The sequence below is a fragment of the Brevibacillus sp. MER 51 genome (assembly GCF_023714195.1).
Lineage (GTDB): Bacteria > Bacillota > Bacilli > Brevibacillales > Brevibacillaceae > Brevibacillus.
On sequence record NZ_JAMAUS010000009.1, the window covers coordinates 146,395 to 166,511 of the forward strand.

The 20,117-nt window shown below is 46.7% G+C and carries 21 protein-coding genes; 12 read left to right on the plus strand and 9 right to left on the minus strand.

Annotated features, from left to right (window positions below):
- Window positions 1-42 precede the first annotated feature (42 nt).
- The 9 genes from M3630_RS19885 to M3630_RS19925 all read right to left on the minus strand — a co-directional run bounded on the left by M3630_RS19885 (window position 43) and on the right by M3630_RS19925 (window position 5,272).
- Window positions 43-1,017: an aldo/keto reductase gene (locus tag M3630_RS19885; RefSeq protein ID WP_251253240.1), complete on the minus strand. Its 975-nt coding sequence runs from the start codon at window positions 1,015-1,017 to the stop codon at window positions 43-45.
- A 75-nt stretch (window positions 1,018-1,092) separates the two neighbouring features.
- The gene (locus M3630_RS19890) at window positions 1,093-1,899 is read right to left on the minus strand and encodes a sigma-70 family RNA polymerase sigma factor (protein ID WP_251253241.1); all 807 of its coding nucleotides are present in this window, start codon (window positions 1,897-1,899) and stop codon (window positions 1,093-1,095) included.
- Window positions 1,900-1,945: 46 nt separating this feature from the next.
- Complete coding sequence (locus M3630_RS31215) at window positions 1,946-2,503, minus strand: lytic transglycosylase domain-containing protein (RefSeq protein WP_251253242.1); 558 nt, start codon at window positions 2,501-2,503, stop codon at window positions 1,946-1,948.
- The gene (locus tag M3630_RS19900) at window positions 2,497-3,072 is read right to left on the minus strand and encodes a dTMP kinase (protein WP_251253243.1); all 576 of its coding nucleotides are present in this window, start codon (window positions 3,070-3,072) and stop codon (window positions 2,497-2,499) included. Before M3630_RS19900 ends, M3630_RS31215 begins: the two co-directional genes overlap by 7 nt.
- Before the next feature lie 4 nt (window positions 3,073-3,076).
- On the minus strand, window positions 3,077-3,496 hold the full coding sequence (locus M3630_RS19905; protein WP_251253244.1) for a hypothetical protein: 420 nt from the start codon (window positions 3,494-3,496) through the stop codon (window positions 3,077-3,079).
- A gap of 37 nt (window positions 3,497-3,533) precedes the next feature.
- Entirely contained in the window at window positions 3,534-4,088 is a 555-nt protein-coding gene (locus M3630_RS19910) for an RNA polymerase sigma factor (protein WP_047072266.1), read from the minus strand.
- 318 nt (window positions 4,089-4,406) lie between these two features.
- Complete coding sequence (locus M3630_RS19915; RefSeq protein WP_251253245.1) at window positions 4,407-4,574, minus strand: hypothetical protein; 168 nt, start codon at window positions 4,572-4,574, stop codon at window positions 4,407-4,409.
- Between the two features lie 89 nt (window positions 4,575-4,663).
- Window positions 4,664-4,924: a hypothetical protein gene (locus M3630_RS19920; protein ID WP_221866807.1), complete on the minus strand. Its 261-nt coding sequence runs from the start codon at window positions 4,922-4,924 to the stop codon at window positions 4,664-4,666.
- A 93-nt stretch (window positions 4,925-5,017) separates the two neighbouring features.
- Window positions 5,018-5,272 carry a hypothetical protein gene (locus tag M3630_RS19925; RefSeq protein WP_251253246.1) on the minus strand — a complete coding sequence of 85 codons (255 nt, stop codon included), beginning with the start codon at window positions 5,270-5,272 and terminating at the stop codon, window positions 5,018-5,020.
- Between the two features lie 134 nt (window positions 5,273-5,406).
- Between M3630_RS19925 and M3630_RS19930 the strand changes: the two genes are divergently transcribed.
- The 12 genes from M3630_RS19930 (at window position 5,407) to M3630_RS19985 (ending at window position 20,043) form a co-directional block, all read left to right on the plus strand.
- Window positions 5,407-5,838, plus strand: a complete 432-nt coding sequence (locus M3630_RS19930; protein WP_251253247.1) for a hypothetical protein — start codon at window positions 5,407-5,409, stop codon at window positions 5,836-5,838.
- 104 nt (window positions 5,839-5,942) lie between these two features.
- A complete protein-coding gene (locus M3630_RS19935; protein WP_173610646.1) occupies window positions 5,943-6,797 on the plus strand; it encodes a hypothetical protein in 855 nt (284 codons plus the stop codon).
- A gap of 167 nt (window positions 6,798-6,964) precedes the next feature.
- Window positions 6,965-7,369: a hypothetical protein gene (locus M3630_RS19940; RefSeq protein WP_251253248.1), complete on the plus strand. Its 405-nt coding sequence runs from the start codon at window positions 6,965-6,967 to the stop codon at window positions 7,367-7,369.
- 98 nt (window positions 7,370-7,467) lie between these two features.
- On the plus strand, window positions 7,468-7,698 hold the full coding sequence (locus M3630_RS19945; protein WP_229087933.1) for a hypothetical protein: 231 nt from the start codon (window positions 7,468-7,470) through the stop codon (window positions 7,696-7,698).
- A 59-nt stretch (window positions 7,699-7,757) separates the two neighbouring features.
- The gene (locus M3630_RS19950; protein WP_251253249.1) at window positions 7,758-11,138 is read left to right on the plus strand and encodes a hypothetical protein; all 3,381 of its coding nucleotides are present in this window, start codon (window positions 7,758-7,760) and stop codon (window positions 11,136-11,138) included.
- Between the two features lie 12 nt (window positions 11,139-11,150).
- On the plus strand, window positions 11,151-11,762 hold the full coding sequence (locus M3630_RS19955; RefSeq protein WP_251253250.1) for an S-layer homology domain-containing protein: 612 nt from the start codon (window positions 11,151-11,153) through the stop codon (window positions 11,760-11,762).
- Window positions 11,763-11,810: 48 nt separating this feature from the next.
- Complete coding sequence (locus tag M3630_RS19960) at window positions 11,811-13,226, plus strand: hypothetical protein (protein ID WP_251253251.1); 1,416 nt, start codon at window positions 11,811-11,813, stop codon at window positions 13,224-13,226.
- Window positions 13,227-13,237: 11 nt separating this feature from the next.
- Window positions 13,238-16,273 (plus strand): M23 family metallopeptidase, encoded by a 3,036-nt coding sequence (locus tag M3630_RS19965; RefSeq protein WP_251253252.1) that lies wholly within the window; start codon window positions 13,238-13,240, stop codon window positions 16,271-16,273.
- A complete protein-coding gene (locus tag M3630_RS19970; protein ID WP_173610651.1) occupies window positions 16,273-16,692 on the plus strand; it encodes a hypothetical protein in 420 nt (139 codons plus the stop codon). The genes M3630_RS19965 and M3630_RS19970 overlap by 1 nt, the downstream gene beginning before the upstream one ends.
- Before the next feature lie 6 nt (window positions 16,693-16,698).
- Window positions 16,699-17,118 (plus strand): hypothetical protein, encoded by a 420-nt coding sequence (locus M3630_RS19975; protein ID WP_047072281.1) that lies wholly within the window; start codon window positions 16,699-16,701, stop codon window positions 17,116-17,118.
- Window positions 17,119-17,131: 13 nt separating this feature from the next.
- A complete protein-coding gene (locus M3630_RS19980) occupies window positions 17,132-18,940 on the plus strand; it encodes a hypothetical protein (protein WP_251253253.1) in 1,809 nt (602 codons plus the stop codon).
- Between the two features lie 14 nt (window positions 18,941-18,954).
- Window positions 18,955-20,043: a hypothetical protein gene (locus tag M3630_RS19985; RefSeq protein WP_251253254.1), complete on the plus strand. Its 1,089-nt coding sequence runs from the start codon at window positions 18,955-18,957 to the stop codon at window positions 20,041-20,043.
- Window positions 20,044-20,117 lie beyond the last annotated feature (74 nt).

Below are 20,117 nucleotides of genomic sequence, written 5' to 3' on the forward strand. Positions count from 1 at the left end.
GGCTTTGGGACTGGGCATGTTAGTCGTTAACTGTCACCATTGTTACGGCAAACGATATACGGCAAATGGTTCCCCGTATCGATACGTGTCACTCAATCGGTCCAGCTCTGCCAAGGTCGCTTCATCCAGTGTCAACGCTGCACTTTGCAAATTATCCGTAAGCTGCCCTGCATTGGTCGCCCCCACGATCACCGAAGAGACAGCCGGCTTGTGCATGAGCCAAGCCAAAGACAGCACACTGGAGGATACACCGAGCTCCGCCGCTACCTGACTGATTTTGCGTCCAAACTCCAGCTTGTCCTCACTTAACAACCGGACGAAGCGCGGCTCCTTGTCCGCCCGCGAACCAGCGGGGGCCTGTTCTGCGGAGGTATATTTGCCTGTCAAAATTCCGCCAGCAAGCGGGAAGTACGGAATGATCCCCACCCCCTGGTCAAGACAAAGCGGTACGAGTTCACGCTCCGGTGTCCGATCTGCCAACGAGTAGCTGACCTGCGTTGATACGTATCGATTCAGCCCTTCCCGCTGACTGATGCCAATTGCCTTCATCAATTCCCATGCTGCATAGTTGGAGGCCCCGATGTAACGCACTTTTCCTGATCGAACCATGTCATCTAGTGCGCGGAGTGTTTCTTCCAAAGGCGTCTCTGGATCAAACGTATGAATTTGATATAAGTCCACATAATCGGTGCGCAAACGCTTCAAGCTGTTCTCCAGCTCCAGCATTAGGTGATAGCGTGATGAACCTCTCTGATTCGGTCCTTCGCCTTTTACCAAACCAGCCTTCGTCGCCAAAACGACCTCGTGCCGCTTCCCTTCTAACGCAAGCCCGATGATTCGCTCCGATTCTGTTTGTGTATAGATATTTGCCGTATCAATAAAGGTAATCCCGTTTTCGATTGCGGTATGAATGATGCTTACAGACGTTTGCTCATCCGCACGCCCTCCGAATGAGTTCGTACCTAATCCCAATGCCGATACCTTCAATCCACTGCCACCGAGCCGGTAATATTTCATATTGTGATCGACCTCTTTTCATAATAGGAGTGCTCTTTCATTATCTCCTATTTGGGTGGGGATTGAAAAATGAGATTAGGAAAGTTTATTTGTCGAAATATTCTGTATTTTTTTCATAGTTCTTGATACACACATTTGGGATACATTTAAAAAATTTGCTGTTTGCGTCTGATTGTAGCCTGCCATCCTTAGTTGCAGGACTTGCCACTCTTTTGATGAGATTTGATTTTGCAGTTGCGCAAGCAAAGCGGTAACAAATAGCTTGTCCAGCACGTACTCCTCCACGTCTCTTCCTTCGTCCTTCAAGACGTCCATAGCGGTGGCAGCTTCATGGCTCGAAGCGGATGCCTTCAAGAATGGCTCTTGTAAATACTTCACAGGTCTCCCGACATCCAGCGCTTTTTTGATCTGCTCCACATTTTCACCCAACAGTACGGACAATTCTTCTATGGTAGGGAGATATCCCAGGTCTGCTTCTATTTTACTGATGTGCTGGAGAATCGTTGTTGCCGTTCTAGTCGGCCGTACAATATTTCCGCTATCTCGCAGAAAGCAGTTGATCTCCCTCACAATCGTTATGACTGCAAAGGACGAAAACTTCACGCCTCTTGCGATATCAAAGGCTTTGATTGCCTTGATAATTCCCATTCTCCCCAATTGCAAGATATCCGCTTTTTCCAAGCAATATTGCTTCACTAATGTCTCAGGCTTTCCGATATATTTGTGCACAGAATGCCAAATGAGCTCTTCATTTGCGAGTATAACGTCACCAAGAAACTCACTGTCTTCCTTGCAGCGGCGAATATTCTCCATGTTATACAAGGAGTATTGTTCTTTTTTCTTGCCCAATCTCTGTTTTACGAACACAGCATGCTCACTCATAATACCTCCTCCCAGCCTACCTGCTATGATTCTCTTAATAAGCCGTTCATTTTTTGTAATGGGTCATGACTTTTGTATAGTAGCCATCGTGATAACGATTTCGGTCGACATTTCCCTCGCCTTGGTTATAGGCGATGATACTTAAACGAAGATTTCCATATTTCTTTTGCAAGAGATCTAAATATTTGATACCTGCTTGTAGATTGATCACGGGATCAAACAGGTCATCAGGGTGAACTCCCAGCGAGCTTCCAGTGCGTGGCATGACTTGTAATAATCCTCTTGCTCCCTTGCTGGAGATCGCGTCGTACTGAAAACGGCTTTCCTGCCAGATCATCGCCATGATCAAAACCGGATCTATTTCGTATTGATTGGATAATCCCAAAATCGTTTCTGTATAAAGCTCGACTGTTGCTTTATCAAGTCTCGGTGCAACCTGTGTGATTACGGTTGAAAGCTCCTTTTTTATATGCAACTGCCTATTTGTGTCCATGGCCAGTTTCATCACAGGATGAACTTCCGACAGTCCTTTTTCTACGGCTGGCAGTACAGCATTGACGGGAATGAACACTGCGGCAACAATGCCGAATAACTTTGTTAGCACGTAACTCGCTTTTTCAGATGTACCTGATGGACTGCTTGGAGAATGTTTTTCTGCATTCTCTCCACTCCGATTGCCGTATCCAGCGTATAAACAGATCGGCGCGAAGCATGGGCCAGGGAAAGATAGGCTTCCTGCACCTTTAGCAGCGTGGCATGATTCGCATCTACTTCGGTTCGCAGAAAAAAGGTTGCATCAGGTCGCTTTGTCAAATCACTCATCGTGGCGTACCAGGAAAGGGGAGCATCCTTTATATAGAAGTAGTAATAATTGGACAGTTCGTAATGATCAATGATGATAAAATCAACGTTTTCCTTCGAAATCCTCGCCATTTCTCGCTGATAGTCCAGAAAATCGGCTTCAAAAAGCTTTCCTACTGCTTTCTCATCCAGCTCAATTTCGCAGCGAAGCCACATGCCAATGACTGCTCCGATTGGGGTATCCAAACGCGGAAACGATACTCTTTTCACCTTATATCCGAGGCATCTCAAATTTTCTTCCAGTAACGCCGCTTGGGCTTCCTTCGCGTTGGCGTCAATTCCTTCAAAAGCGACAATCGTGGGTTGTCTCATGGCACTACATCGTCTCCTCATTTGTCGTGATTTCCTCTGCTGCTTCACGAAGCTTTTTCTCTGCTTCAAGCTCAGCAGCCTGAGTAGCCAGATGATCCGCTAGCATTTGCTCGAATTCTTCCTTTGTAATCTCATAAATCTCGGAATGGAGTCGATTCACCGTGTATCCCATACCGTCTGTCAGCAAAAAGTTAGTGTAGGTCAACGGCTCCTCACGAAACTCCTGCTTTTCGTAATCGAAGGCAATGACTGCTTTTTCAATGCCCGCTACGCAACCGCCGAACCAAATATTTACCTCTTCCTCTCCACCTTCGGCTGTAGGCGTTGTATGCATATTGGTCGGAACGTGTACGTATTTTCCAATGACCTGATGGGAGAGCTCCTCAGTCAATTCCTCATTCATCTTTTTCAACAAAACTGCCATGCTGGATCATTCCTTTTCATCGATTATTTGTGTATGTTCACAGCTCACCGTACTGCTTTAAAATCGCCTTGATGATTTGACACACTCTTTCCTTGCTGATATTGAATCTCTGGCCAATTTCCTCATGGTAATAGCCTTCGCTTCTCATCTGGAGAATCAGCTTGTCTCGGGTGGACAGCTTCATATACTCCATGATGTCGATCATCATCTCAACTTCCTCATATCGAAACTCCTCAATCGGAGCAGCAATACGGCTGATCATCGTTTCCTCTTCATTCTCATCTCCATCCGAAACAAGAACTGCATTACTGTTTGTCAGGTTTTTTTGCGTGCCGGCTTTTCGCAAGCAGTCGCGAATTTTATTCGTAATCACGTGATCGACAAAGGTAGTCACTCTGGCTTTTTCCTGGTCGTAATCCTTCATTGTGCGATACACCTTTAAGAGAACCTCCTGAACGACATCATCGTGGGTCATTCCAGCAAACGTCATTCCGGTCAGTTTGGCTTCACAGTTTTCCTTTGCCTTCTGTAAAAAATCATCGACTTTCCCTGCGAAAAATAACTCGTCCATCTGGTGAAGTTGATCTGTCATGTACTTCATCCCCTCCTCATGCTCCTATTCACAGTTGCTCTATCACACTAGGTAATGGGAGGAAGGTTTTAGCAACCAGTTTTTAAAACTTTTTTCGGACAAGTTTGCAAGGTACCAGCCGTGAATACTTTTCCATTCAAAATCTTCCATGAAGCACACTGGCGCTTGATGTACCATTGGCAATCGCGGCAAATGTCATGAACCACACAACGACAAGTCATGGGCACGACATCCTGTTCCTTTGCTGACAACACGATGTCATTGACTGTCATTTTCTTTTGGCAGGCTTTTTCATAATCACATCCCTGGCAGGCCATACTACCCACCGATCCTGACAATCCCAATTCCTTTTAAGGACTCAGGATTCACTTGAACATGCTCGCGAAAGAACTCTTCCAAAACGGCTATAGGTGTGTCTTGGGTCGACATATATTTCATGACCTGCACCTGCTCTCCATCTGCCGAAAAACTAATCTGATAGTACATGGTTTCTCCCCTCCTTTTGCCTGTTGTCGAATCTATACGAAGCGATTAGCGATGTATTAAGCGGATTTTGAAATAAAAAAACCAGCCGTTTATTCCAGCTGGTCCTCTACGTATAATTCCTCTATCATTTCCTCTGTGATATTCATCTTCCCAAATTCCTGACAAACTTTTTGAAGTCCAAGCAGCAAGGAATCATTTTCTGAGAAAACCTCATTCAGATCCATTCCCAGCATGCCAAGTGCGTCACTGAGCTCCTCCCAGCCTTCGCGATCAATATCCTCTCCTAGTAGAAACTCAGCTAATGCAGCAATAATTACGACATACAATACGGCTTTTTTGGAATCTCTCACTCTTATCCCTCGATTCTTATTCGTTTGAAATAGAATAGACAGTTTCGAATGAGTTATCTCCCTATAAAAAGAAAAAGCCCGCAGTGGACGGGCTTACTTTACATCTGAGATGATTTTTTGTATCAAACTTTCATCTATCAAATGGCTGGCTACTGTCAATGCCTGTGCCATCCGTTCCTTATCTCCATCAAAAACCTCGTGAATAATGTGACGCACACTTTCTTCATTTATCATGAAGTTTTTGGCCATCGCCATAATCCCGACAACGGCTTCATGATCTTCCAGCGCCTTCGCAGACAGTTTTTCCTTCGTTTGTTGAATGATGACTTGTATCCTATCACTTCTCAATGTTATGACCTCCTGGCTATTTACGACCGAATATGTATTCCAAGGGAGACATCTTCCCCATCTGTCTAACCTATGAACGTAGAAGGAGCACATTTTGTTCCAAAAAATTCCCATCAAAAGGGGGTGAATCATTCATGGTTGTCGATCTCTATCATCATCTCTATGAATTACTTTCTACGGATAGCCAATTGCTGGGATTACTCGGCATTGCTCCAGAAGACAAGGACTCCCAATCCAAGCAGATAATCAAGCAAAGAAAGCCCGCCCAGCTATCTGATGTTGCAAAGCCTCTCCTTTCCTTCTACGCAATTTCTGGAAAGCGCGACACCGATAATCCGCTCCTTCTCACCAGCTTTTTCCGATTGGATGTGATCACGCCTGGCGATATCGAGCTGGCGCATCAAATCGCGAACCATCTTTTCCATCTCTTAGACGGCAAAAGCTTATCAATGAATGGAATAGAAGGTTTGGACACCTATGTTGTCTCGCAGCAGGAATCCGATACGGATCATTCCTCTGCGTACTGTTTCACACTGATCACGAAGTTTACTTTGCAAGTTTGTTAGACATTTCAAAACCCCGTCTATCCTATGACAAGCTGATCGCGGTTCCCTTTTCACACGATACAGCAACAGAAACCAAATCCCCTATTTAGAAGGAGTGACTTTCATTGTCTAAAAAAATGATTATCAAAGGTGTCGGTCAATTTCTTGCCAAACGCGCTTCCAAGGATGGAAATGGCGTCGAAGTCATTACACTTGGTAATATGCAGGACCTGAAAATTGACATGAATGTTGAAATGGAGGATATCTTTGGCGGCGATGGGCTCTTCGCCATTGACACTCTCGTCAAATCCAAAAGCATTGAGATTACCGCAACGGATGCCAAATTTGATCTGGCGGCTCTCGAACTGATGATGGGCTCCAAGCTGCAAGAGCAAAAGAGCGACTATGTGTATGTACTGGGTGAGCAAAAAGCAGTTACTGCTGGCAGCCTGGATCGCACAGCTTCCGCTGGTAGTGACGCTGGTGTTTGTGAAGTCGAGTTTGGCGGCAAGCTCTTCAACGGTGGCGGATTTGCTGTTCGTCTGAAAAATAGCAATCGCCTGTTGAAGCAAGTAAACTTGAGCACGTCTGCTGCTCCAAAAGCTGACGAATTCATGGTGGATACATTCCAGGATGGCAGTGAAAATAAAACGCGTCTTATCTTCTCCCCAGCCCTGCTTAATGAAGATGTGGTATTCAACTATCAGCGAACCGAAACCGTAGACGTCGTCGACATTTTGATGGATGAAGTGCCATTCCCGGTTCATGTCGTCCATCACGGCTCCTTCCTGCAAAAGGATGGAACCTATGCAGGCATTGAGACAGAGCTGTTCTCCTGCATGGCAAAAGGCAGCTTCTCGATCGATGCGGCCCGCTCCACAGCCAGTACTTCCGCTATTTCCTTGTCCGTTATTGATCCAGAGCGAGCAGATGGCAAGCTAGGCAGTGTGAAACGCTTCGTATCGACCAAAAAAGTGTAACTCTTTCGAGGTTAATCAGGCTGAGTGGAGAGCTCCGTGCTCTTCGCTCTTGCCTTCCTTTTTTAAAGGGAATAACTTACAACGAATCATAGCGAACGACAACGCATTTTAGCAAGTAGATATATTTAACAAATACAATCTACTATTGTTCAAGGAGGGATTCTTCCGTGCTAAACCACCAAGAAGATCTGGAAAAAAAACACGCAGAGATGATGAACCAGGAAGCTGTAGAGCGGATCAAAAAACAGCAGGAGGCTGATCTAGTAGAGGCTATTTTCTTTGAAGATGATAGTGAAATCATGCTGCGTGACGGCAAAACCTACCGGATTCCGCCTGTGACCTTAAAAGACGCCCGCCTCCTGATGAAAAAGCTAGGAACCGTTCATATCGACGCGATTATCCTTAATTTTCTCCCGTATGAAAACAAGGAAGAAGACTTATTCGATATCCTGCTTCTGGGCTTTCGCAACTACCCTACGGTTACTCGTGAGTACTTGGATGAACATTGTGATTTGGAGACGGCCAAAAAGCTTATTAACATTCTCATTGGTCTAAACGGCTTAAAAAAGTAGAGAGTGGCGAGGGTGACAGTTCCACCATTCGCGATACGGAATCTGGTGAGCCACTTGATTGGGGCGACCTATTTTTTCATCTCCATAAGGACTGTGGTTTGAAGAAATGGGATATTTGGGAGTACACCCTTCCCCAAGTAGCAGAATTAATGAAGAGAGTGAACAAATACATTCAATTTGAGGTAGAAACACGCATGGGTTTTCCTTTCTTGCGAAGAAAGGGTACGAATTCTACTTCCAGTTCTCCCCATGCATCTAGTTCGCAAGACTATCAGGAAATTTCCGAAGACGATATTGCCGTACTTGGCAAAGTGTTAGGTGGTCTATAACCCGTTTCTGTCTATTCTAAGACCAGAACGGGATTTTTCTTTTGAGGAAGGTGATATTCATGGAAACCCAACGATTGACCGATGCCCTCCGCTCCATAACGAGTGCTGCACGGAGTTCTGTAGGGCCGTCGGCATCCGCATTTCGAGCGGAGCAAGCAACCCCCTTTTTTCAAGCAATCAATCAGCAACTGTATGAATTACGCCAGATGATACGCGACATTGAGTCGAAGCCGCTCAGCTTTTCCCGTAAGTACGAGTCTCAGCCAGTTTTCCATGCTGCTTCTGCTTCCCGGCTGTCCGTAAGCACAGGAGCCATTTCCCCGTTCCGCTTTGCTACTGTTCCTGATGCTCCCGTTAAAAGAACGGAAAAAGCATACGGTACGAGAAGCACCCTCCATCCACAAGCATGGGAAGAGGCTGCCGTAGATGTGTTGCAAAACATGATGAGCAGCGGCCTTCACACGCTTATCACCTCGATGGATATCGAAAATTGGGAGTCAGCGAAATCTTTGAACCGCCTGTTAAAAAAGGCAGAGCGCAATTTTTTATTCAAAGATACAAATATGATGGATTTGGCGCATGCACGCCTTTCAGGACGAACGACGGATCAAAAACAAGTGGAAGAAGTAGCACTTGCTTTGCGCGAATACTTGCGATCCGGAGTCAAACAAGACCTGCGGGATATTGCACTAACACATGCCGTCAGCCTTGAAGAAGTAACCAGAGCCTACTATACGTCCTCTCGCCAATCAAATGACCCGCATGCAACGGTAGCCGATATTCGGGAGAAAGCAGCTCTGTTACCAGATGACCCTTTTGCTCCCCAAACCCGGATGCAAACCATCTGGCAGGCAACCTCCCTTGACGCATTCGATATGTTTAAAAATCAGCCCGGCAGCTTTCCCACGCTTTTGGTCCACCTCCTTCAGCGCATGAGAGAAAGCCAGAGCCAATTATCGCTCGCTGTACGACTGTTGAAAAATGCTGGGGATGCGGATCAATACGGCGGAAAAGCTGCCTACGTCAAAGCCCGGCGCAATCTTCATGAAGGAAGTGAGCAGCGAAGACAAGAACGCGTTACCACACTGCTTGGTCAATCCTCTTCTCCCTTTACACAAGAAGCAATGGAGATCCAGTCCTGGCAATTGCAAAATCTGTCTTCTTATCAGGCAGCCCGCACTCGATTGATTCGCAACAGGTTGGAACAGAAAAAGGTACAAGATTTGTATCCGTACAATGATCGATTGCTAAGGGCATTGATTGCAGAAGAGAAAAAGCTGCTGAAACAGTTGCATCTGCTCTGGCTGAAGATGCGCGATGTAGAGCGTCAGGCACATTTGCTCACCAGTCGAATTTACTTGACCCAACGGGCATTCGGTGGTTTGCAGAACACGATTACCACCTTGATTCCTGCCGTCTCCTCGCTGGATGAGAAGCTGCGTGCCCTTGCTGATACGTCTATCACTACTGACCAGCAGATCACGGACATGACAAGCGATTTGAAGCAGCAGGAGGAACAACTCCAGAAAACACGGGAAGCCTTAAATGAATTGACAGAAGCACTGTCCACGGCTGTACCCAAACCTCCGACTGCCGCAGCGGGTCCTCAGGCTGCTTCCTCAACCCCAGCCGCTGGCAACTCATCCTCTACCGCAAGCAGACTCGCTCCTGTTGCTGCTCTCCTTTTTGACGAATTATCTGGTGATTTCAAGACGAAGATACGGGACAAGATGTTTAAAGGCAAAAAGAAGGAGGATAAGAAAGAAGCTGACTCTGACTCTGACTCCGACTCCGACTCTGAAACCGATTCTGAAACCGATTCTGAAACCGATTCTGAAACCGATTCTGAATCTAAACCTAAATCGGAATCTAAACCTAAACCTAAATCTGCCGAAAAAAAGAGCGATACGGATGAGACAGACTCCACTCCAAAAGCCCCATCCAAAGCAGGCAAAGCTGCTTCAACTTCTGTCGATGATGCAGCCAAGAGTGTACCAGCATGGCGAAAAGGATTAAAAAATGCTGGAAAATTTTTTAAAGGCGCAGGTGTCTTAGGTGCTGGTTTAACGGCGCTCTCGTTCTTGGATACTTTTAACAAAGACTGGTTACAGCCTTTGTTTATGTCCGACTCCCAGCGACAAAGCAGGGTCTTGGATAACCAAAAAAACCTCGCGGCTGACATCATGAATATTGACAAAATGCCTCCTGTTTTAAAAGCTATGGGTTATATATCAACAGCTTTTAATGCTGTTACAGATAGTGCAATCAACCTCATGGGTGGCACTGCCCCTTCATGGAGCGATTACTCGAAAGCCTTGCAAGCCGGTGATAAATACGACGGTGCTAGGCTCAAAGAAGAGTTAAATAAAACGCTTCAGCTAGACGAGAAGGAAGCTGACCTTGAATTCGAAAAAACGAAATCCGATAACAAAAAACTGGAGGAGAAAGATAAGAACTCTAAGCTTATCGATATCGATGGCGACGGCTCCAAGTTGGACAATACCCCCATTACTTCATGGAAAGAGGTTAAAACACTCGACCTTGGCAAGGAAGTAGTTGGTTATCATCTGGAAAAACTTGACCATAATGACAGAAATCTCAAAGCCAAATACGAACTAGAAAAGAGCAAACTTTTGTCCGAGGGCAAAACAGAGGATTCCCAGGAAATTCTAGACTTATTTGCAAAGTACCAAGATGGTAGAAGAGCAAATAACAGAACAACTCGTTTTTTACTGGAAAGCCTCATCAAGAATATTCCTGACAATAGCGACGCCAAACTAGTAGGACAATTTACACTTGCGGGCTTAGACGCTTCATATGAACAAATTAACCTCGATAAAACCAACCATACAGCCGGCACCAAAATTGAATCTGCGATGAGCAAAGTGAGCTCTGACCTGGCAAATAAAGAGCATCAGTATTACATTGACCGAAGCAAAGCACTCTTAGCTGGTCACAGTGCCAATTCTGAAGTCATTAAGAAACTCGAGGAAGAATATTTACGCAGTACTATTGAGTCGTTAGATGCTGGGAATTCTGACATGGATCGTCTTTTGGCCGAGAACCAAAACAACGAGACATTCAAGAAAAGCATTGAGGACTTTAAAAAAGGCCTCGAAAAAGCCAAATACGACAATCTCGTATCCCTGAATATGTCCAAGCAGCCCACCAAAGGAACCTTCAACATGCCCGACGGCTTGCAGCCACTGACCTACTGGGGCATGCAAACAGCCAATGGAACACATAGCACCTACGACTTTACCTATGGCGGCGACAGCAATGTGAACATTACCATCGCCAACATGAGCGGAACGGAAGCTGACCTCCAACGCCTCGGCTCAACCGTCAGCGAAGCCGTTCGCAATACACAAGCAAGCCTTTCCACCGAATTGAGCCAACAAGTCCGCTCTGGAATCGCCACGAGCTACACGAGATTGTAAGGAGGTACAGAAATGACCCAACAATACGCCTTTGGCACTGCCAATCAGCGATACAAAAAAAAGCTGTTCCTTGATAATGGCTTTGAGTTCATGGAAGTAAACGCCCGACTCATCGAGCCGTATTCTCCGCCAAGCCCCCAGCCTTCCTTGCGCGAAATCAAAATCATTAACGCTCCCTCGCACATCCACCACTCCGGTTTTAGCAGCTACCAATGTTCATTGACCTTGCTTTTTCCAGACAAGGAATCGTATAACGATTACTTGAGCTACGCAGGCTGGACCCACAAGTTTTACGATGAAAAGGGAAGCATTTTTCTCGGAAGCGCAGAATCTATTACCCCCCAAGTACTTGAGGCAGGGCGGCGCTACAGCGTAACCGTCGATCTGATCCTCATCAAAAAAGACTCAATTGAGCGCGAATCACGCTTTCAGTTTCAAGATATTGAAGGACATTGGGCGCAAAAAAACATCGAGGAAATGGCCGATCTCGGGCTAATCACGGTCATTACCCGAGATGGGAAGCCCGTCATTTATTTCCGCCCCAATGATTTCGTGACGCGTGCCGAATTTATTGCTTTTTTGAATCGGACAAGGCGGCTGGTAGAGCGGATGATTCGGGAATAGCTGAGGCTGTTCCGGGTTTCTGTCTACTCTATATAGGAGGTGATGAAAATGATCAGCTGGGCTGATGTGAATGAAAAAGACTGGTTTTTTAATGAAGTAATGGAGGCCAGCAATTACTTGATGGCTGACGGAGAACCGTTCATTCAAGGAATTGCTTATGGCTCCTTTGAAAGCAATGCTCCTTACCTGTATGAGGAGCAAAAGGGCTCCACCGGACAAAAAGTTTTTACGCTCGCAGCCAAATTGACACCGGGTGCAGATAACCCCCTCTTTGTCTATATTGACGGCACACAAACCCTTTTCAAAGAAATTCGGCCAAATCAAACTGACCCGAACAAAACGGACGTCGAGCTGTATTACGCACCATCTGCCAACTCGGTTGTCGCCTTTTCCAGCTTCGGCAAGCCTGCCTTGGACCGTTTTGGCAAACCGATCCCCCCCAACTCCTCTTCCTTTGCTTACCCGAACAAACGCCTCGATAACGGAGACACGTATTTCTACAATCCGTTCAGTCGTCAATTCAACGAGTATTTGTACGCATATGGTCGCTCCTTGAAGCGAATGGATGTGCCAGAAGAGGAATGGAAATCGACACCTGCCCAAGAACTCGCCAAAAAATATATCGGACTCAAGCAAGATGTCTACATGGTCAGTCCTGCTCCAGGTGCAACGATTTATCTTCCTTACAATTTAAACGGCGTACAGGTGCGCTTCATCTACAACAGCTACGAAAACGGCGCTCTGTTTATGCGAGGCGGATATTTTTCGGTGAAAAGTCCTGGCGTATGGAGAAACGACCGCTTCTTTCCCAATGCCTACATCAATCGGGCAGAGGCTTTTCTGCTCATTGACCGGCTTCGGCGCTCTTTTTACCAACGCTTTACGGATTCACAGCCTCCCACACAGCGGTTGGATGAATCCTATACGGCATACGAGGGGCAACGTGTTTTTCGCCTGAACGGTACTTATCCTGCAGGTAAGAAGCAACTTGCCATCAAAGTGGATGAAAAAGTGGTGAGCAGTTCCGATTATCAAGAATTTGATGATCATACGGTACTGTTCAACATGCCGCTTGAGGCAGGTAAAAACGTTCATTTCTTTTATGTCAAAGAGACGAGTACCCGCTTTGAAGATGTCGGGCGCGAAAAGTATATGTACAACAGCAACACCGGGGAAAAAATTGCGCTAAACGGTGGTATGACTGGCAGCAAGCCTTCATGGTGGGCACCATCCGTCCTTTCTATGGAAGACGAGCGGTTTGGCAACGGAGATTACTTGATCGAAGGCATTGCGATCAACAATTTCGTCGATGGAGCGGCTGTCGTCAACCATATGTACGAGGTATCGTCATCGAACGCGGAAGACAAAGAAAAATGGTTTATGCCTTACTCGTTACTTACCCGGGCACAGGCCGTCTCTTTTTTGAATCGCTTTCGAAAATGGTCCCTGGAACGGTTTAAATAGGAGGTGCTTTCATGCAAACGATGTCCAATGAGCTGCGTAGAATTCTCTCCGAGAGACTCAAACTCGGAGAATTATCGAAGCCCTCGTGCCGCGTCGAGGTAGATCGACTCGTCTTCGTGCCAGGCCGTACCGAAGAACTCGATTTCATTATGAGTGATCCGCGGGAAGAGAAAACATTGACCCGCACCATTATTCAAGATGGTTCAGGAGACGGGGGAACTGCTCTCTCCAAGATCCCCTTTGTCTTTCCTGTTGAGGGCAAAAGCATCCGAGATATTACAGCCTATATGGGCGACAACCGCAACCACCAAGGGATTGATATCGCTTGTCCAGTCGGTACACCTATCAAAGCTGCCTGGGCTGGCAAAGTAACAAAAGTGACTATGTCTGAAAAATATACGAGCTTTGGCTTTCGCGTAGAAATTCAGCATGCGGATGGCATATGGACCCGTTACGCCCATATGAGCGAAATCCACGTCAAAACAGGGGATTATGTCACGCAAGGCACTATTATCGGGAAAAGCGGCAATACAGGAGACGTCCGCTCTGCCGGCGTTACGGACATGGGCACCTATGACGATCCCAATTCCCCCCGCTCCAAAGGAAGAGGAGCTCATCTGCACTTTGAGGTCTGGAATGGAAAAGCCGTTATCGATCCGTTTCCTTATATGAATGGTTCGAAGTATCTGTTTGCTGCCTCTTCCAATAACGGTGCAGGAGTCACAACCGATGCCACCTATGTTGGAACGCCAGGAGCAACTCTTTTTGAGGAACGGTTTACCAATAATACGTGGCACTCAAAATCTGTCTACAAAGTAGACGAGCTAACCAAAAAGCTATCCATGATCGAGAGAAGCTCGACGGAGCATAGCAATCTCACCTTTACCTTTGATCCCAAAGGGTACAAGACCGTCTTCCCCTCCCCAACCGTAACGACTGGCATGAATCTCAAGCTGACCTCCGTTCACCCCGGCATTTTTAGCATGGGGTTCTCCACTAACTTCGGTGAAGGTGCCGGCGAGCTGCGCGTTTTTTTCAATGGAAAAATGCAAATCAAGGTCAACAAATTCTCCGGGACAGAAAACGTAGAGATTCGTGATATCCCCTTTCCCAATGGCGAAATGGAAATTCGTATAGAGCTGTTCTGGAATGGAAAACAAGTCAATCGTTTTTCCCTCCAGTACATTCAGATCAAGGAATTGCAAGGGCGCCCCGACCTGTACGGGAACAAAGACAAAGTCGATCCGACGGTGCAGCAGGAGTTTTTTGAGGAACGGGAAATTACGAGCACCTTCATGCCTGGACAGCCGCGAAAAGTATCGCTCCAGGTCGGAAAGTTCGTCTATATGGACACCCTAACTCTGGACAATATTACCCACATCGAAATGGACGACCAGTTTGAAATGGATTCCTGTGAGGCACGAATCACGATTTCAAACCCGAACGGCTACTACAGCCCGGACTATAATCCGTTTTACTTTCCCGAAACCTACAAGGAAACCCCTTGGTCTTATTTTGTGAATGGATTCCATGTCGGTGTCCTCTCCGAAAATACTCCTGTTCGGATCTACATGGGCTATGGCCTGAATTTAATGCGCGTGTTTACTGGGCTGATCGACAAGCTCGATTTAAATGGCGAGGAATCGACCATGACCATTTACTGCCGCGATATGTACAAGAAGATTTTGAACAAGGTAATTACTGAGGACAAGCAATATCCCCCAGACATCGGACATTCTGCCGCACATGATACCAATGTTTTTTCCTCGATGTCTCGTCGGGACAAAATTATCTCGATGGCCAAAAAGCAGGCCAAGCAGCAGGGTCCAGAGCTCGATTATAAATTTCTGTTAGCCGTTGCGGAGCACGAAACCAAAATGGGGACGCTGGGGAAAGGTCTGCCTCCAGGAGACTTCATTCTCGGGTATGGATGCTATACCGGTGAAAAATGCGATCCGCAATACCAAGGGATCGAGCGACAGCTCTACCGCGGAGCCGTTCGCTATCGGGAGGCCATGGCAAGCAAAGGTTGGCGCTTCCAATCAGTCGACGACGTCAAATATTTTTGGCAAGGAGGAGACAAGGGGGCTTACCAATGGGCGAGTGATACGAATTGGTATAACAGCGTGTGGCAAATCTATCAAAAGTTCCGTTCCAGCACGGAATTTGATTCGATCCCTGAATGGGCGGGTACCGCACCTGTCCCAACTGAACCAACTGCCAAAGCCGCCTACCTCAAATCCGCCATTGTACAAGACTTGATTGCCCATGCAGGAATGTACGGCTGGCGTAGCAATCCGCAAGACATTTACTACCCCTATGCCATTGTACAAGAGACAAGCTATACCCACGTGACGCAGGCAACAGGCAAGGTTTTCAAGGCTGTGCCCGATAAAGAGGGCGAATTTGTGGAAGTCGATGCCGAATCCATTTTGACCCCAAAGGGTTGGAAAAATCCTTTTATTGAGCCGCCCGGACGCAAATTCGAATCGTATCAATACAAAGTCGGAGAAGCCATCGCGGAAATCATGAAAGATACAGAATTCCGTTCCTATTGTGACCGTTATGGTACGTATCGCTTGGAAGAGATTGATATGAATCGGCCAATTGTGGCTACTTTTACGGAGCACGATAATTTGATCACGATTCATAAGACGATCGATTTTTCCCGTGGCAGGAGCCATCTTGTCATTTTGGACGAAGAAAATAAGGCGGGTCATTTCGTAGATACCGAGATTTTGATGGAGTTAAAAGGCGAGGTCCGCACAGGCGTGAGGCACGTTCCCTCTGCGAAGACAGACGAATTGAAGCGACAGGCCGCGCGACGAACATTTTTTGATATAAAACGATTGTGCCGTACGCTGCAAATTTCCATCCCTGGCAACCCTGCCTTGGATGTCCTCGATCGTATTTACATTATCGACTCTAATACAACCACCCGCGAAGCGTATACCATCAAAGGAATCCGTTCGATGTTCGATGCGCAGAACGGCTATATGCAAATCCTCGATTTATTTTGGAGCAACAACGAGGGGGCGATTGTGTAATGGCTGGGATTGCGAATGATTATTTGATTTATCCGATCCTCGATCTGATCCGTGATGAAGTCCACCGTACCACGACAGTCACAGCAGACCCGTTCGTCGAGGAACCCTCTGTACGTCTAATCCGAGAGCATCCCCTCGATCCGGAAAAGGTCACGGGTGCAAAGCTATTCTATGAGTCTGGCTACATGCTGGATATTTCCCTCACGTTTGGCTCTACAGACACGACCACCTTCCCGCTTGAAGTCGATCAGCTCCATCCAGACTGGGAGTACTATTCTCTTTGGCGCTTGACCTCGGTTACCGCTGCGGGCTTCGCACCTGACGGAAAAACGGTAGGATCTTATCTGATCCGTCTACTCTATGATACGAGGGGCCTCTTAACTGGCACCGATGTCCTTCGTATAGAGAAAGAGAGGTGAGTACAAGTGGGCTTCTCCGTTGTTTATTCGGGCGGGGGCGTGATCGACAAAGTACGTGAGCTCCCCTACCCGCACTTTTCCAAATTTACCGAGCCCTTCATTCGCGGACGCATGATTGATGTGACTGCGTCCAAGCAAGTCTTTTCCGATACCTATGCCCTTCCCTACCCGACAGAATTTTTATCCGTGGCGTTTGCTACCAATAACTACTGCGTCGGCGATTACTGGGAGCTGAGTCTGGACGGCGTGAAGGTCTGTGAAACGATTTATACCAAAGAGCTCCCGGAGTCCGTCTCGATGGGAAACAGCTTTGGGATCGTCTATCCGTTGAAGCCAAATGCGCAAGTCCGCTTTGACTTCCACAACATTTCAGGTACGGAAAAGAAAGTTTGGTACAATGTGAAATTTTTACGCAAGAAACTGTAAAGGAGGCGTATGGATGCCTAGTAAACAAGTAGCTTGGATCGAGGGCGAGGTCACAGCCGATTTGCTCATCAACAAGCTGGCTGATGAAATCGTCAATGCCAAAATCCCGGATACTAAGAACCGCTGGGAAAAGGTGTTTGAGGTTAATGAAGATAAGTGGGTTACGTATCAGAAGACGACTGTTGCGAATACGCAAGGGACGTACAAGCATACGGATGGGAAGACTTATCCGGTTTATGTTTTGCCGGATGTGCGGGAGTTAGTATCTTATGGAGGTGTTCCTCTAGTAGATGCAGACGGTTATATCTACGAAACTCTTAATTCTAGTAATGTAAAATCGGGCAAAAAAATTCAGGTAAGAGAGTTTGTCTATAAAGATGATGAAGGCAAAGATGTAACTCTATCTATTCCTGGACTACTGGTTATTAATGTCGATGATACTGATCCCGCCAACACGGTCGGTAAGAAATGCTTTGCTGTTCAACAAGGCAAGTATGAATTAGACGGTCAAACTTTTACTGATGGTGACGAATGGAATGAATATCAAGTGATCACCCAAGTTCCATCTGATTGGAATGATGTTTTGGCAAAAGGGAAATGGACTGCTTATTACACATCTGGTGGTATCTGGACAAATGTTACTCCCACTCCCTACAAATTCGGAATGGTCAAATACATTGCCAACCCCGTCCATCACTACGACCGCACTGTCGTCTTAAAAGCCGTTCCTGACGTACCTTCAGGCCAAACGTCTAACGACTACTTCGTCATGTTGAAGCATCCCATCCAGCAGTACAACTACCTGGATGTGTCCTACGGCAAAGGCTTCACAGGCAAAAATCCGGTTGGAAACTCTGCCGATACGTACCAGCTTGCCTGCGATATGAGCACAGTTATTCCCGGCAAAGTCCCGGTCGTCCTCGATCAAAAACAAGCTGAACTTCAATACAACAAATGGAACAATCCTGATGATACCGACAAATACATCCCACCTCACGAAGCATGGGCACTCGATTACGACGACAAGGTCGAAATTAAAAGCCCTTCCTCCCACTTTTTCTACGGCGCTGACTCTGTCGTCTCCTGGGTACCGAACAAGAAACGTCGCCCTGACTATTGGGTCGAATACAACCTCTCCGTCAGCAATGATCGGGTAGCCATCGTAATTGAAGGTGATCCTTCACCTGATATGGACGCTTACTACAGCAGCTTTGCTTATATCGGAAAAACCATTCCTTTTGCTGACTATGATCACAAAGGCAATTTTGGCATCACAGTCGGCATGGGTGATTTAACCAAGGAAAAATCAGGCTTCCTTCCAGCCGACATCAAGCAGGACACCAATCCTAACTATTCGGGCTGGGGACGCTATACTTCCAACGGCATGTACTCCTTCTCCATGCTGCAAACCCGTAGCTCCGTTTACTTCCAGGCGTACTACCCTGCCTTTATTACCCAGCTCCCCAAATACGATGGAGTGGGCACAATCCCTCCTGAGCTGTCCAAAATGGTACTCGAAGCAAACGGCTTCCAAAGTTCGAAATGGACGAAGAAATATCATGCATCGCCGATCTATCTGGTACACCAGTTCGAAGGCTATCGTGGCTACCTCGACAGTGTTGTAGCAATCGAGGACCATAATCTGATCAACAAGGACGAGCTCGTCGTAGATACAGAGGAACCAAAAGATCCGAAGGACCCCGCTGCCGGAACTTGGACAGAGGTTTACAAATTCTTCCGAATCAATACCCCTGTAAACTTCTTCAAGTACTCCCCCAACCCTACCGATTGCACCATCGCCATTTTAAAAGAAGTATATTAAAGGAGGATTTTCACATGGCCAATTTTAAATACATTGAAAAAATCACCACTTCTAAAGAGCTCCTGGATACCATTAAATCTGAAATCGAACAAATCACTAACTATCCCCATAACGCAACCGCTGGAGAGACACAGGAGAAATCGACCTGGACAGTTATGACCGATCTCACCAAAAAAGATTCCGCTTCTGGCAAAACCTCCGAGCTTGTCCTAAAGGGCATCTCCAAAATTAACACCGAGACCAAAGAGTTTTATGTGAAATTCGTTAATCCAGGCTTCACCAACCCGAAGGAACACAGCTCTTTGACGGTTCAAGTATTGACAGACTACAATGCCACAGCCAAAACCTTCGCAACAGAAGGACATCCGGTTAATTTCGAATGGGCTGACGAGAAATTCGTCGTGAATGGCAAACCGACAGATCGTACGATTGATAAACCAGTCTACCTGTACATGAACGTGATGAACAACCGCCTTTCCCTGGTTGCCGTTGGCGATCCGGCTGTTCACTTTGAAGATTATCGCAAGAGCTTCCTCTATGTCGGCGCACTCAAGCCGTTCAAATACAACATGGATGATGTGGTTGGAAACATCATGCTGACGGCTGGAGCTGTCGCTACTGAGCCTGCTGCTCCGATCGCCCCACACGATTATGGTCAATACACCTCTTTTGGCAACAACACCTTGCAAATGCTTGCGACAAAATCGGGCATTCGCTTCCAAAAGCACTATCCTGCCTTCATTACCCAAGCTCCACAGCCGGGCAAGGCGTATTCCGATAGCAAGCTCGGGGACACGGGTCTTCTTCTGGAACCACAAGGCTTTAACGCATCTGCTTGGACACGCCGTTACCATTTGAGCCCGATTTATGTCGTTCATGGCTACGATGGATACCGCGGCAGCTTGGATGCCTGCATTGCTGTTTCGAAAAACAACATTCTCCACTTGGATGAATTGATCATTGATGTCGATCCGAGCGACACGACCAAGAAACACAAGCAGGAAGTGTACCGCTATTTCGACCATAATACCGAACAGAATTTCATGAACTACTCCGCCAACGTAAAAATGGGGGTCGCTTTCCTGAAGGAAGTTCGCTACTAAAAGAAGTCCCTCTAAAACCGTATAGCTAGCAAAAGGGGGAAAACTAGAACGCATCTCTGGTGTTCCCCCTTCTT